Consider the following 14580-nt stretch of genomic DNA (forward strand, 5'->3'; position numbering starts at 1 on the left):
TAGCTAATATTTCTTCAAAAACCGTAACCGTTTTCTTACTTGCTTTAGCCATTCGCGAGCCATCAGTTCGTGGGCAAAAACGGTAGGATGAATCCCGTCCCAAATCCAATACTCGGCGGGAGTTTGATGCATTGCTTTGTCTAATACAGCAGGATAATCCACCACTACTGCATCAAACTCCCCCGCTAACTTTCGCACTACTTCTTGGCGTGCTTGGGTAAGGTCACGCCATTGTTCCCAATTTTCGGCGCGCTTGCCTACTCCATACACAAACGGAATACCCAATACAAACAAAATCTCAGGATTAGCACGGCGGCAATCCTCAAGCAAAGTACGATAAATACCCTGAAATGTTTCTAAGGATGTAGCTTCAGGGGCATTATTGATAATCGCATTGACATCATTGATACCAATCAACACACTCAACACATCAGGCTTTAAGGCGAGGGTATCACTTTCCCAACGTTTCTGCAAATCTGTGATTTTGTTACCGCTGATACCCCTATTATAAAACGTAAAACCTCTGTCTGGAAAATCAGCTCCTATCCTACTCGCCACCGAATACGCATATCCGTGTCCCATGATGTGGTTAGGGTCAAGGTTTCGACCGCGATTTCCGTCGGTGATCGAATCCCCCTGAAATAAAAATACCAGTGATTTTGGGGATAATAAGGCTTGAGATTCATTGACTAAACTCAGGCCCGTAGCCCCTCCTAGCGATTGGATAAACTTACGTCGCTGCATCTATTTTTAGAAATAAAATTACATTTCTCCGTCATCGTCACCATCTTTTTTCTTGCCTGATAGTTTTGTCTGACGAAGTCGATAGCTGAGAGTCAAATTGATTTGGCGTAAACGTCCTTGAAAATTCCCTTCCGTGTAGAAATTAGCGCCTGAGGTGGTAGAACGAAACTTCCTCGAATTGAATACATCGGTCACATTGAGCGTAATGGTACCGTTGTTTTTAAAAATATCACGACTAATCGCCAAATCTAAAGTAGCAATCTCTCGGCGTGTTCCTTGGGTAGTTTGTTGAGGAGCTTCATAGTTTCCTCTTACTTGCACATCCGTTGATTTCAAAATAGTGATTCGAGAAGTCAAACGTGCAAACCACGTATAGGTATCACTTTTATAGCGGGCGTCGAGATTGCTACCATCTGTGATGGCCCGATAAAAGTTAAAATTGCCATCGATTTTCCACCAATCAAAAGGGTTATAAGAACTTGTCAACTCTAAACCGTAAGCATTTTCGGTAGCAAGGTTTTCGGGGCGAGTGATAGAATTGCCCTGCGCATCTACGCGTCGGATACGCTCCACTTCGCCCGTGGTATAGCGATAATACAACGACGATGTAAACGAGCCCTTCTCTACGTATTTGATATGCCCAATCTCAAAGGCATCCGTAAATTCGGGATTGAGGTCGGGATTGCCGCTGTAAAAATTTCGGCTATCGCTAAAAGTCATAAAAGGGCTCAGGTCATTGTAACGAGGCCGACGCGTACGGCGACTATAGCTCACTTGCAAGGCATTTTGCTTAGGCAGCTCATAAGTAAAGTGGGCACTAGGAAAAAGATTAAAATAATTTCGGGGATTGACTTCGTTGGTTTGTTTGAGGGTGGTTTTCACGTCTGTCAATTCTCCTCTCAGCCCAAACTGGTAAGAAAACTTATTGACTTTATTGCCCAAAATACCATAAAGGGCGTGGATGTTTTCTTCATATACGAAGTTGTTGGTCAACCCTGGTAAAGGCACATATACGCCTTGCTCGTTTTGTTCTCGTACCCAATAGTCGTTGGTCATAGTCCGCAAACTGCTTCGCAGACCCACTTCAAACTTGCCGTCTTTTCGGAAAGGATGTACATAATCTATCTGAAAGAGCCACTGTTTTTCGGTTTCATCGTTGACCGACCGCTGCAAGATATTCCGCGAGATACGCGTAATTTCATCAGGCAAGAAAGTATTTTGGGTAAAGATTTGGTCGGAGTTTTCCCAGTTGTTCAAAAACCGAACGTCAGCGGTAAGTTCGTGGCCTTCGCGGGCAAATGTCTTTTTATAATTGAGCGAATACTCCGAGTTAGGTTCCGTCTCAGTTTCGTCTTGGGTCCGCTTCGTGATGCTTTGTTGATTGTTGAGATTGGATACATAGTCCCGATAATTGATAGTAGTATAGCGTTTGCCTTTACTTGTACGCCAAGTGTAAGAAGCCGTCAGAATATTTTTAGGGTTGAAGAAATAATCAAATCCAGCCCGGGCACTGTTGTTCATTCCTTGGATTTTATTATCAGAATTTTGTCGAGTCAAAAAAGTAGAATCATTTCGATATACTTCTTGGTACTGAGAGCCGCGCCCCGGAGTATCGCGGTAGGAAAGCGTATAATTAACGAAGAAATTAAGGTTTTTTCGACGATAATTCACATTAGCAGCTACGCCATAATTGGTAGGATGCCCTAAAATCACATCAAAAGACCCATTAAATCCTTGTTGACGGTCTTTTTTGAGAATAATATTAATGATACCCCCCATGCCTTCTGCTTCGTATCTTGCCGAGGGATTGGTAATGACCTCAATGCGCTCAATCATACTACCCTGCAATTGTTGCAAGCCAGCCCCGCCTTTAAAACTCACCAAACCCGACGGCCTTCCATCAATCAGAATACGCACGCTGCCGCTTCCTCGCAAGCTTACATTGCCTTCTACGTCTACTGCCACAGATGGGACATTGGTCAGGATGTCAATGGCTGTTCCACCCGAATTAGCCAAATCTTTCCCTACATTGAAGACCTTTTTGTCGAGGGTAAGTTCCATAGAGCTTTTTTCGGCTCTGATTTCTACTTCATCAAGCACATTGGCCGATGGCGTCATCTTTATCACACCCAGGTCGAGAGGAGAATTGTCTTTGGCAAGTTGGATATGGGTTATTTTGTAAGACTTGTAGCCCATAAATTCCAATACCCCCGAATATACCCCCGCCGCCGCATCTACGCTAAACATACCTGCTTCGTCGGTAATAGCGCCTGTTACAAAAGCACTGTCTGTTTTGGTAAACAGCCGAATACTTGCATAACTCAAAGGTGCAGTGGTTTGAGCATCAATTGCCTTGCCAGTAATTTTTAATTTGCCCGTATTTTGAGCCAATCCCTTTCCCAAAAAACTTACTCCTATAATGATAACACTGAGGAAAATTTTTGAAGAAAATGGTTTACAAAAGGTGTAGATAGAAATATTCATTAGATGTAGAAAATAGGATAACACAACCCGTCTATTAGAAAACCTTATTTTAAAAAGGCAGGGGCGCTTACTATTTACTAAAAAAAATGAGCGTTATCCTTCTTCACCGCTAATCAAACTCTTTTGTTTTTTAGCGCCAGAAGCTTGGTTGAGGCGATACATTACGGTCAGGTTGATTTGGCGAGCGCGCATACCCATCGTGGCATCGGTATAAAAATTAAGTCCTTCCGTAACTGTCCTCATATAACGTGAGTTGAATAAATCTATCACGTTGAAAGTAAGGGTTCCTTTGCCCTTCAAAATTTCTTTACTAAAAGCCAAATCCACAAAGGTACGCGACTTGCGGCGGCCCTGTGGAAGCTGCTGAGGTGCTTCGTAATTGGCGCGAATTTGTAAGTCTGTACCTTGGGCAAGATTAAAACGCGACGTTTGACGGGCAAACCAGCTATAAGTATCGGCTTTAAAAGTAGCATCAAGATTTTGACCATCGGTAATAGCTCGGAAAAAGTTGAAGTTAAAATCAAGCTTCCACCACTTAAAGGGCGTATAAGTACTTGTAAACTCTGCTCCAAAGGCATCTTCGGTAGCCAAGTTTTCGGGGCGAGTATTAGAAAACCCTTCTGCGTCTACTCGCCTAATACGTAGTACTTTACCGTTGGTATGACGATAATATAACGAGGAAGTAAACGAGCCTTTCTCAAAATATTTGATGTGCCCTAAATCAAACGAATTTGTAAATTCTGGGTTAAGGTCGGGATTGCCAGAGAAGAAATTTCTCTGATCCGAAAAAGTTACATAAGGGCTCAAATCATTGTAAGTAGGCCGCCGCACCCGACGACTATAGCTCAACTGAAAAGCATTTTCTTGGTTGATATTATACGTAAAATGCGCGCTTGGGAAAAGATTAGCGTACTGGCGCGGATTGGATTGGTTTGTCTCTTGGAGGATGGTTTTGACGTCCGTCATTTCGGCTCTCAAACCAGCTTGGTAGCTAAACTTCTTGGTTTTGTTGCCGATGATGCCATACACTCCGTGGATATTTTCTTTGTAAATAAAATAATTGTCCAAGCCAGGCAAGGGCTCAAAAACCCCTTGTTCGTTGCGTTGGGTCACGATATAGTCATTGACCATATCCCTAAAGCTACTTCTTAGCCCTGTTTCAAACTTACCATCCTTCCCAATCGGCTGTACATAATCCAACTGTGCAATCAACTGATTTTCGTATTCATCGTTCAGTGATTTTTGAAGCAAATCCCCTTTTTTATTCGGGCTTCCATTGGCAAAAACACTACTTTGGGTAAAGGTTTGATCAGAGCGCTCCCAATAAGTCAAGTAGCGTACATCAGCAATGAGTTCCTGTCCCTTTTTATTGTAAGTCTTTTTATAAGTGATAGCATACTCCGAATAAGGCTCTGCTTCTGTTTCGCGTTGTTGGCGGTCAGTAATCGTGTTTAAGTTTGAGAGTGTATTGATATAGTCTTTGTATTGATTGTTGGTAATACGAAGTACATCTGTGCGACGAAATTGATAAGAAGCTGTCAGGATATTTTTGTCGTTAAAGAAATAATCCAACCCCCCACGGATGGTATTGGCTACGGTTCTTACTTCACCATTGTTGGTTTGTTGCAAAATCGCCGTTGTATCTTTTCCGTATACTTCCTGATATATCCTCCCTGCACTGATAGGTATCCGATACGCAATACCATAATTGAGGAAAAAATTGAGCTTGTTTTTGCGATAATTCACATTGGCTGCCACCCCAAAATTGGGTCGAAAGCCCGTTACTACTTCAAAAGAGCCATTAAAACCCTGCTTTCTTTCTTTTTTTAGTACAATATTGATAATCCCCGACATCCCCTCCGCTTCGTAGCGAGCCGAAGGATTGGTGATGATTTCGACGCGTTCGATTTGATTTCCCTGTAATTGCTGCAAACCTGCACCTCCTTTGAAACTCACCAAACCCGACGGCTTTCCGTCAATCAAAATGCGCACACCATCGCTGCCTCTTAGCTTTACATTACCTTCGGTATCGACCGACACCGAAGGGACATTGCTCAAAATATCGATGGCAGTTCCTCCAGCATTTGCCAAATCTTTCCCCACATTGAAGATTCTTTTATCAAGAGACAGCTCCATAGAGCTTTTTTCGGCCTGCACTACTACCTCATCCAAAGTACGCGACGATGTCTCAATCTTGAGTACTCCCAAATCATGCGCAGCTTGTTCTTTAGACAATTCAAAGGCCGCACTTTTCAAAGATTTATAACCAATAAACTCCACCACTGTATAATATTGACCATAAGGCACTTCTACCAAAAATTGACCTTTATCATCAGAAATAGCCCCCGACACCAATGAGCTATCGGTGGTTTTGTGTACCCGAATCGTCGCATAGCCCAGCGGTGCGCTGGTTTGAGTATCTACTATTTTACCTTTAATGGTGGCTTTTTTGGCATTTTGAGCTTCTAGTTGAAGACTACCAACCAAAAGAAGAGTCAAAAATCCGAGCGATTGGAGAATTGAAAAGAGCGGTGTAATGGTTTTCATAATTTCTATAAAGAAACAGATAAGCGAGATGTACTCACCCAATCAAGGAAAAATGAGTAGTCGCTACTTTCGACGCATCACCAAGCTATCGGCAGGATATTGAGCCTTCAGCGAATCCATGTTGGCTTGCGCCCAATTGAGAAGACTTTGCTTTTGTAGTTCAGTAAGATTAGCCCCCGCATGAAGACCCAAATAGGTATAAGAAGCCAGAGGCATTTCTCCTTCTTTGACCATTTCGATGGTTTCTTCAAACTTATGGTTTTGATAGGCTACTGAACGCGAAGTAAAGTTGGAAAAATTGAGGTGACGCTTGCCGTCAGTTACGTGATGGTCCAAAAACCACGCTACAGGTTGTATGTTGGCATACCAAGGATACTCCGTTTTGTTGCTGTGGCAGTCGTTGCAGGCCACGGCTAAAATCTGCTTGACATCTTCAGGAACGGCATACTTGGTTGAGACATCATACGTGCGGTCGTCGGAAAGATTTCTTTCGGGACGAATCAATTGTATTGCTACCAATACAACGCCTAAGCCTATTAAGATTTTTTTCAACATGATTTTGGAAGAAATTTAGGTATAAAAAAAAAATTTTCTTCAACAAAGATACTGTTCTTGAATACCCCAAAAAATGATTTTTATCCATAATCGGCGGAGGTCGCTTTTTCACCGACAGCCTCCTAAAAAAGACTGATGGTCAACCATTTTACACTAAAATAAAAGCACCTGACCTAGCCTTTTTGATAGACTTTGTCAGGTGCTTTGCGAAGGCCAACAACCTCCTAAAAACTATTTTCGCTTACGTTCAGTGCTGCGTTTACTAGCGGTTTTTCGTTGAAAAGTACGTTCTTTTTTACCCGATGAAGCCGAACGAACAGGCGTAGCATCAGCCAAAATCAAATCCATACTTCGGCGCGAGATATTGGTTTCTTTGACTTTAACTTTCACGGCATCCCCAAAAGTATAGAATCGCTTCGAGCGTTGCCCCACAAGTCGATAATTCTCTTTGTCTAATTCGTAATAATCGTCGGTGAGATCGTTCATCCGAATGAGTCCTTCGGAGGCCGTTTCGGTGATTTCTACAAAAATCCCAAATTCCGTAACCCCCGTAATGATACCATCCCAGATGCGGTTGGGTTCCATAGAAGCCATAAACTCCACTTGTTTGTATTTGATACTGGCTCGCTCGGCGTTGGCGGCGAGCTGCTCACGGGCCGACGAATGCTTGCAAGCAGGCTCATATTCTGCCCGTTCGGGCGAGGGCTTTTGATCTAAATAATGCTGCAAAAGGCGATGCGCTATCATATCGGGATACCGCCGAATGGGCGACGTAAAATGCGAATATCGCCGAAACGCCAACCCAAAATGCCCCACGTCTTCGGTGCTATATCGCGCTTTGGCCATGGTTCGAATCGCCAATTGCTCCAAAGCGTTTTGTTCGGGTTTGCCTTCCAAATCAGCCATGAGTTGGTTGAGCGATTGAGCGGCAAGTTTTTCGTTTTCTACCTTCAACTTGTACCCCAATCTCCCCGCAAAAGCCGCAAACACCCGAAGTTTTTCCATATCAGGTTCTTCGTGAATACGATAAATCATGGTGTTGGGCGCGGCTTTGTCTTTCGATTGACGATAGATAAACTCTGGCACCCGCTTATTGGCCAGCAACATAAACTCTTCGATGAGCTTGTGAGCATCTTTTCTTACTTTGGTATAAATCCCCAAAGGTTTGCCGTTTTCATCCAATTTGAATTTAACCTCGGTTGTTTCAAAATTGATAGCGCCTTTGGCAAAACGAGCATCGCGAAGTTTATGAGCCAAGGCATTGAGCATGGTCAAAGCAGGCATATATCCCAACGCTTCTTCGCTCGGCTCTGTAAGCGGCGGGGCTGTATCGGCTGCTTCACCTTCAGGGCGAGTCGCCCATTCGAGTACTTCTTGTGCTTCTTCGTACGTAAATCGCTTGTCGGAGTGAATCACTGTACGGCCAAACCACTCGTTTACGATTTTTGCCTCGGCATTCATTTCTAGCACTACCGAAAACGTAAGCTTATCTTCGTGAGGACGGAGTGAGCATAAATTGTTAGAAAGCTTTTCGGGCAGCATCGGAATCGTTCTATCTACCAAATACACTGACGTAGCCCGTGCATAAGCTTCACGTTCTAAGGCAGTATCAGGACGCACATAGTGTGTCACATCGGCAATGTGAACGCCGATTTCATAGTTGCCATTTTCGAGAAGTTGCACCGAAAGGGCATCATCAAAATCTTTGGCATCAGCGGGGTCTATGGTAAAAGTAAGGACTTTGCGCATGTCTCTCCGACGGGCGATTTCGTCGGCAGTGATGGCTTCCGAAATCGCTTCCGACTCCGCATTGACTTCTTCCGGAAAATGGTAAGGTAGCCCAAACTCCGCCAAAATGGCGTGCATTTCGGTTTCGTGGGTACCTGCTTTTCCGAGGACCTCTAGTACTTCGCCTTCCATTCGGCGCGAACGCGTGGGATATTGCGTAATCCGCAGCAAAACCTTATCACCGTCTTGGGCATTTTTAAGTTTTGCTTCTGGAATGTACACATCTTCATAGATACGGCGATTGTCGATAGTTACGATGCCGTATTTGGGCCAAAGCTCCACTTCTCCCACAAACTCCGTACGACCACGCTCGATGATTTCTTCTACACGCCCTTCTCTGCGGCGGCCACTCCGATAATCGCTAAATAGCGTAATACGCACTGTATCGCCATCGATAGCACCACGTAAGTCGTCGGTATCTACCCATACATCCGTATTTTCGGACAAGGGTGTTTTTTCGGAAGGTGACGTATCTAAGACGACAAAAGCGTAATTTTTGTTGACATGCTCTACTTTTCCAATCAACACATTGGCGCTTACATTGGTAGCATACAGCCCCTCTTCGGTACGTTTTACACGGCCTTCTTCAATAAGTTCTTCCAACAATCCATTGAAAATCAGACGCAATTTATGGTCATCAGCGTCAAAATGAGTGTGAAGTTGATGAAGTTCGAAGGGTTGTTCGTTATTGATTTCAAAAAAAGTAGCAATTTCTGATTTGAATTCATCCAAAAAAGAAACAATCTGTTTTTGGGGGCGGGTCTTTTTCGTTTTTTTAGGCCCGCGCGTATTTTGTTTTTTCTTCATAAATGCTGGCGACCCAAAGCCGCCACTACGGTTAATCACTAATGTATTTACTAAAGAGCGCTTCTAAGGCGTTCCTTAGTAATATACGAATTTATTTCTTAAATAAACCAATTTTTTCAAAAAATCATTACAACTGAGGGATTTTTGAGTCTGTGCATTTCCCATCAAGATAGACTAAATGCAAAAATTATAGTAAGCTTTTTCCGAACAATATCCTGATTTCTGTCGTATATATGCAATAGATTTTATTCATTCACTTTTACACCCCTCACTTTATGCAATCCTACTATAATTCCGAAGACCTCAAAAAATTTGGAAGCATTGGCTCGTTTGGAGCTAAAGATTTGGCCAATGATTTTTTTAAGTATTACGGCGACGTATTTGCCGAAGGTGCTCTTACTTCGCGCGAGAAATCGCTGATTGCGCTCGCAGTAGCTCATGTGCTCAAATGTCCTTACTGTATCGACGCCTATACCACCGATACCCTCGAAAAAGGCTGCTCCGAAGATGAAATGATGGAAGCCGTACACGTGGGAGCCGTCATGGCCGCTGGTATCACCCTGGTACATAGTACTCAAATGATTAATAAAGCCAAAGAGCTTACCATGTAAAGGCGCTTGGTTGTTTGATTTTTCTCGCTCATCAACATTCTGTCATGAATCCTGTCAAATCGCTCAAAGCTCAAAAACATCAACTTGGAGATACGGCATTTCAGCTTCGCGTCTTAAACGACGACGAAAAACTGGGGCAACATTTGCCTCTTTTTCACGAACAATTAAAACCCATTGGGCTTTTTCCGCTTACTCCTACTCAGCTTGATATTTTTCAAATCAATGTGGGTAAAATGTGCAATCAAGTATGCAAGCACTGTCATGTAGATGCTGGGCCTGACCGCAAAGAAATCATGGCCCAAGAAACGCTTCAACTGTGTTTGGATATTTTACAAAAACACTCCTTCAAAACCATTGATTTGACAGGCGGTGCTCCCGAAATGAACCCTCATTTCCGGTGGTTTATTGAGCAAATCAGAGCCGTAAGCCCAAGTATTAACATCATTGTTAGATGTAATTTGACCATTATTTTGGCCAATAAAAAATACCACGACTTACCTGATTTTTTCAAAAAACACCGTATTGAAGTAGTTTCTTCTTTGCCTTTTTACACGGCTTCTCGCACCGACTCTCAGCGGGGCGATGGCGTATTTGAGGATTCTATCAAAGCCCTTCAAATGCTCAATGCCGTAGGCTATGGCCAAGAAGGCTCTGGCTTAGTACTCAACTTAGTGTATAATCCGGCAGGAGCGTTTTTGCCAAGCGGACAAGCAGGGCTTGAAAAAGAGTTTAAACGGGTTCTCAAAGCCAAATACAGTATCGCTTTCAATCATCTTTTTTGTATTACTAACATTCCCATTAGTCGCTTTTTAGATTATCTGTTGGTGAGCGGAAATTATAGCTCTTACATGGAGAAGTTGGTCAATTCTTTCAACCCTGTAGCTGCTGCCAATGTCATGTGTCGCAATACCCTCTCGGTGGGGTGGGAGGGGTATTTGTATGATTGTGATTTCAATCAAATGCTTGATTTGAAAGTAAATGGCTCCGCCAAACATTTACGAGATTTTAACCTTCAAGTCCTCACCAATCGCCCTATCGTCCTCAATCAGCATTGTTATGGATGCACTGCCGGCGCGGGTAGCTCATGCGGTGGCGAAGTAGCCTAACGAAAGAAAAATTGCCTTTTTCTTTCGCTAGGATTGATGTTGTTTTTTCTTACTTTTGTACAAAAGTATGCAAGCATAATACTGTTTGTACAAATGGAAACTTACGGCAAAATTCTCCTAATCGCCATGCCCATTTTTTTGGGCTTGGTGCTCCTCGAAAAATGGTACGGATGGGCAGTAAAAAAACACCCCTTTCGTACGATGGATACGCTCTCAAGCATGAGCTCAGGCTATACCAACATCATCAAAGATGTACTAGGGATAAGCATTTCAATCCTAACCTACGGCTGGATGGTAGAACACTTGGCCATTTACAAAATTGAGTCGAGCGTGTGGGCGTATGTAGTAGCTTTTATCGCCCTCGATTTTTCTGGCTATTGGGTACACCGCTTGAGTCACGAAATCAATTTCTTTTGGAACAAACACGCCATCCACCACAGCAGCGAAGAATTTGATTTGGCCTGTGCCTTACGTCAAAGCATTTCTTCGTTTGTGAATTTGTTCACTATTTTTCTATTACCAGCGGCTTTGCTCGGAGTTGACCCTCAAGTTATAGCAGTAGTAGCACCTCTTCATTTGTTTGCCCAATTTTGGTATCATACCATTTATATTGGCAAAATGGGCATCTTGGAGCATATTATCGTTACGCCTTCGCATCACCGCGTTCATCATGCGCTCAACCCCGAATATCTCGACAAAAACCACTCTCAGATTTTTATCATTTGGGACAAGCTATTTGGTACTTTTCAAGAAGAATTGCCCGATGTGCCTCCCGTGTATGGTATCACTCGTCCAGCCAATACTTGGAATCCCATCAAAATCAATTTTCAGCACTTGTGGCTGCTTATTCAAGATGCTTATCGCACCCAAAGCTGGCGCGACAAACTCAGGATTTGGTGGATGCCTACGGGTTGGCGCCCTGCTGATGTGATGGAGAAGTATCCCGTCGCTAAAATCGAAGACCCTTATCACTTTCAAAAATATGCCCCTCCTGCTTCCAAAAAACTGCTGGTGTGGACTTGGTTTCAGTTCTTATTCACTTTTGCCCTTATCAATTATTTTTTCCTCAATATCGCCCAAATCGGCTCCCCGTTGATTTTTGTGTATGGTGGGTTTATTTTTTTGAGTGTATTTGCCTATACAGAGCTTATGGATCGTAATCCTTATGCCTGGATGTGGGAGGGTGCCAAGAATGCCATTGGGCTTTGGCTCATTTACCAAACAGATTGGTTTGGTATGAGTACCAGCCTACCTTGGGTTACTTTTGTCTTGGCAGGGTATTTTTTGGCTTCTACGCTTATTGTATGGATGTTGAGCAAGCCAGAAATAGAGAAAGAAACAGACACTCACTATCAAGAAGAGTCTGTTCTTTCTCACTGATTTTTTACTCATCCCAAAGGTTTTGGAGGGTATAATCACTACCCTCTAAGCACCAAAAATTGCCTTTGATATATCGATATTGCAGGTCTAGTTGTTTGATTTTAGCCATTTCCACGTCGGTCAAGTCTATGTCAGCCGCTGCCAGATTTTCCTGAAGACGGTGAGGGTTAACGGACTTAGGAATGACAGAAGTCTGCCGATTTACGGCCCACGCCAGCATCAATTGCGCCGTAGTACAGCCTTTGGCAAGGGCTAATTGTTGCAAGGTTTGATTTTCAAACAACTTTGGCTCTCCTTCCAAAATGCGATTTGCAGGCCTATCAGCCGAGCCTAACGGGCAATAGCCTGTCAAGTGAATCCCTTTGGTTTTACAAAACTCCACCAAGGGCCATTGTTGCAAAAAGGGGTGTAATTCTACTTGGTTTACTTCCGGGTACTGTCCAGTAGCACTCGCAATTTCTTCTATTTTTTTGATGCTAAAATTAGAAACACCAATGTGCTTGGCAAGCCCTTTTTCTTTCAACTCTATCATTCCTTGCCATGTTTCTGACAAAGGCACATCCTCCAAACTCACCATATCGGCACCCACTTGCGGAAAAGATACTTCATGTTTTAGAGCCACAGGCCAATGAATTAAATATAAGTCTAAATAATCGAGCTGTAAGTCGTGGAGCGTGGTCTGAATAGCGGACAAAATGTACTTTTGCTCGTGGCTATTGTTCCAAAGTTTGGAAGTAATCCACAAATCTTCTCTTTTCACTACCCCCTCTCCGATAGAATCGTGGAGTGCCTCCCCGATTTCTTTTTCGTTGCCATAAAGCATAGCACAATCAAAGTGCCGATAGCCTAGCTCTATGGCCGTTTTTACAGCTTTATACACTTCTCCTTTGGACGATTTCCAAGTGCCTAAGCCCAACAAAGGCATCTTATCACCATTTTGGTATTCAAAATATTTCATATGAGTTAGTGGATTAATTTCTCAAACCTTTTGCCATTATAAAAAGTTAAAAAAGACAAAAGTATATTTCTAATGTCGTTTCAAGGAAAAAACATTTTAATCATTGGTGCAAGTTCAGGCATCGGCCATGCCCTCGCCCAGACACTTCAAGCAGAAGAAGCTCATTTATTCACGGCTTCGCGCCGTCCTGTAGAAGGGATTTTAAGTCAGCATTTTACATGGGATGTATCACAGCCTCTTCCTGACGGGCTATTTGATACGCTTCCTCAACCCCTTCATGGGTTAGTGTATTGTCCTGGCACGATTCAGTTAAAGCCTTTTCAACGGTTTTCGAATGAAGATTTCAAGAACGATTTTCAAATCAATGTGTTGGGAGCTATCAATGCGATTCAGGCTACTCTTGGGCGACTAAGAAAAGCAAACGGCGCCTCAATCGTGCTTTTTAGTACCGTAGCCGTGCAGACTGGAATGGGATTTCATGCTTCTATTGCTGCTTCTAAAGGAGCCATAGAGGGGCTAACACGCTCCCTAGCAGCAGAGTTGGCACCTGCCAAAATTAGATGCAATGCGCTTGCACCCTCACTCACAGATACACCCTTAGCGGCGTCTTTGCTATCTAATGAAGAAAAAAGAGAAGCTTCGGCCAAGCGTCACCCTTTGGGAAGAGTAGGAACACCCCAAGAACTAGCAAGTGCTGCCAAATGGCTTTTGTCAGAAGAAGGGAGTTGGATTACAGGGCAGATTATTGGAATAGACGGCGGCATTGGAAAGTTGAAATAACTTCCAATACCGCCGTCTGCTTTAGGAAATATCCTGTTCTGCTAGCGTAAGTCGATTACCTCTACGCCCTTGTACTGTGAGGCATCAAAGGCAAAGAATTTATCTTCTACGCTGACATTAGGAGTAAATTTATCTACTCTAAATACCACGCGCTGTCCATTGCGCTGAGTAATTTTCCAGCTTTTTACGGACTTGTCTTTTTTGTCAACTTTGATTTGGACTTTTGCCACCTTGCTTTCTTTCTTCTCGGGCGAAAGCTCCACTACTTCATACACTCTTCCGCTCTCGGTTACTTCTTCGATAAAAACATACTTATACCCTTTTTTGTAAATGGTATATACTTTGGTGGGGTCGATATCTCCTACTTCTTTAGGGTCGTAGTTGTTGACAGTAGCTTCATTACTTTCCTTGATGTAAGTGGTCATGGTTTTACCATCATTGAAAATCTCCTGACCTGCCATTTTTAAGCGAAACTTAGTACCTTTTACCGTAGCGTCACCTTTCAAGGTTTCTTTGGGGCCGGTTCCTTCGCTAGTATAAGTAAATGCCACCTTAAAAGTTGTCATTGACTTGTACTTGTTACTCATAGCGTCCAAAATGGCCGCCGCTCGTTTATCAGTTTGAGCATGAAGGAGTTGACTTATACCCAATGCTATTACTACCAAAATTTTTCTCATTGTCGTTGGTTTAATTACTCATTATAGACAGCTTTTAAAAACAAAAGTTTAAAAACTGTACCATTATAAACGAAAAACAGCCCACAAAGTTAAGACAAGTGTAGAGTTGATGGCTTATAAATCGACGAAACCTTATTAATACT

The 14580-nt window shown here is 43.1% G+C and carries 11 protein-coding genes; 4 read left to right on the top strand and 7 right to left on the bottom strand.

What is annotated here, in order from left to right; translation table 11 throughout:
* Positions 1-3: 3 nt before the first annotated feature.
* From P1X15_RS25395 to rnr, 5 genes are all read right to left on the bottom strand, one after another.
* Positions 4-744, bottom strand: a complete 741-nt coding sequence (locus P1X15_RS25395) for an SGNH/GDSL hydrolase family protein (RefSeq protein WP_277340947.1) — start codon at positions 742-744, stop codon at positions 4-6.
* An 18-nt stretch (positions 745-762) separates the two neighbouring features.
* Positions 763-3228, bottom strand: coding sequence for a TonB-dependent receptor domain-containing protein (locus P1X15_RS25400; protein WP_277340948.1), 2466 nt, complete (start codon positions 3226-3228; stop codon positions 763-765).
* A 93-nt stretch (positions 3229-3321) separates the two neighbouring features.
* Positions 3322-5775 (bottom strand): TonB-dependent receptor domain-containing protein, encoded by a 2454-nt coding sequence (locus P1X15_RS25405; protein ID WP_277340949.1) that lies wholly within the window; start codon positions 5773-5775, stop codon positions 3322-3324.
* Positions 5776-5838: 63 nt separating this feature from the next.
* Positions 5839-6330 (bottom strand): heme-binding domain-containing protein, encoded by a 492-nt coding sequence (locus tag P1X15_RS25410; protein WP_277340950.1) that lies wholly within the window; start codon positions 6328-6330, stop codon positions 5839-5841.
* 231 nt (positions 6331-6561) lie between these two features.
* The gene (gene rnr, locus P1X15_RS25415; protein ID WP_277340951.1) at positions 6562-8925 is read right to left on the bottom strand and encodes a ribonuclease R; all 2364 of its coding nucleotides are present in this window, start codon (positions 8923-8925) and stop codon (positions 6562-6564) included.
* A gap of 275 nt (positions 8926-9200) precedes the next feature.
* Here rnr and P1X15_RS25420 point away from each other — a divergent pair, with 275 nt between their 5' ends.
* From P1X15_RS25420 to P1X15_RS25430, 3 genes are all read left to right on the top strand, one after another.
* Entirely contained in the window at positions 9201-9536 is a 336-nt protein-coding gene (locus P1X15_RS25420; RefSeq protein ID WP_277340952.1) for an arsenosugar biosynthesis-associated peroxidase-like protein, read from the top strand.
* Between the two features lie 44 nt (positions 9537-9580).
* Positions 9581-10642, top strand: a complete 1062-nt coding sequence (gene arsS, locus P1X15_RS25425) for an arsenosugar biosynthesis radical SAM (seleno)protein ArsS (protein ID WP_277340953.1) — start codon at positions 9581-9583, stop codon at positions 10640-10642.
* A 93-nt stretch (positions 10643-10735) separates the two neighbouring features.
* Complete coding sequence (locus tag P1X15_RS25430) at positions 10736-12022, top strand: sterol desaturase family protein (protein WP_277340954.1); 1287 nt, start codon at positions 10736-10738, stop codon at positions 12020-12022.
* A 4-nt stretch (positions 12023-12026) separates the two neighbouring features.
* On the opposite strand, the gene P1X15_RS25435 is transcribed toward P1X15_RS25430, so the two are convergent.
* The gene (locus P1X15_RS25435; RefSeq protein WP_277340955.1) at positions 12027-12980 is read right to left on the bottom strand and encodes an aldo/keto reductase; all 954 of its coding nucleotides are present in this window, start codon (positions 12978-12980) and stop codon (positions 12027-12029) included.
* A gap of 72 nt (positions 12981-13052) precedes the next feature.
* Here P1X15_RS25435 and P1X15_RS25440 point away from each other — a divergent pair, with 72 nt between their 5' ends.
* Complete coding sequence (locus P1X15_RS25440; RefSeq protein ID WP_277340956.1) at positions 13053-13760, top strand: SDR family NAD(P)-dependent oxidoreductase; 708 nt, start codon at positions 13053-13055, stop codon at positions 13758-13760.
* Positions 13761-13801: 41 nt separating this feature from the next.
* Here P1X15_RS25440 and P1X15_RS25445 read toward each other — a convergent pair whose 3' ends face one another.
* The gene (locus P1X15_RS25445) at positions 13802-14437 is read right to left on the bottom strand and encodes an outer membrane lipoprotein carrier protein LolA (RefSeq protein ID WP_277340957.1); all 636 of its coding nucleotides are present in this window, start codon (positions 14435-14437) and stop codon (positions 13802-13804) included.
* Positions 14438-14580 lie beyond the last annotated feature (143 nt).

It is taken from the genome of Runella sp. MFBS21, assembly GCF_029433105.1.
Classification (GTDB): Bacteria; Bacteroidota; Bacteroidia; order Cytophagales; family Spirosomataceae; genus Runella.

Coding starts and splice junctions, on each gene's coding strand:
- P1X15_RS25395 (WP_277340947.1), bottom strand. CDS start 744: ATGCAGCGACGTAAGTTTATCCAATCGCTAGGAGGGGCTACGGGCCTG.
- P1X15_RS25400 (WP_277340948.1), bottom strand. CDS start 3,228: ATGAATATTTCTATCTACACCTTTTGTAAACCATTTTCTTCAAAAATT.
- P1X15_RS25405 (WP_277340949.1), bottom strand. CDS start 5,775: ATGAAAACCATTACACCGCTCTTTTCAATTCTCCAATCGCTCGGATTT.
- P1X15_RS25410 (WP_277340950.1), bottom strand. CDS start 6,330: ATGTTGAAAAAAATCTTAATAGGCTTAGGCGTTGTATTGGTAGCAATA.
- rnr (WP_277340951.1), bottom strand. CDS start 8,925: ATGAAGAAAAAACAAAATACGCGCGGGCCTAAAAAAACGAAAAAGACC.
- P1X15_RS25420 (WP_277340952.1), top strand. CDS start 9,201: ATGCAATCCTACTATAATTCCGAAGACCTCAAAAAATTTGGAAGCATT.
- arsS (WP_277340953.1), top strand. CDS start 9,581: ATGAATCCTGTCAAATCGCTCAAAGCTCAAAAACATCAACTTGGAGAT.
- P1X15_RS25430 (WP_277340954.1), top strand. CDS start 10,736: ATGGAAACTTACGGCAAAATTCTCCTAATCGCCATGCCCATTTTTTTG.
- P1X15_RS25435 (WP_277340955.1), bottom strand. CDS start 12,980: ATGAAATATTTTGAATACCAAAATGGTGATAAGATGCCTTTGTTGGGC.
- P1X15_RS25440 (WP_277340956.1), top strand. CDS start 13,053: ATGTCGTTTCAAGGAAAAAACATTTTAATCATTGGTGCAAGTTCAGGC.
- P1X15_RS25445 (WP_277340957.1), bottom strand. CDS start 14,437: ATGAGAAAAATTTTGGTAGTAATAGCATTGGGTATAAGTCAACTCCTT.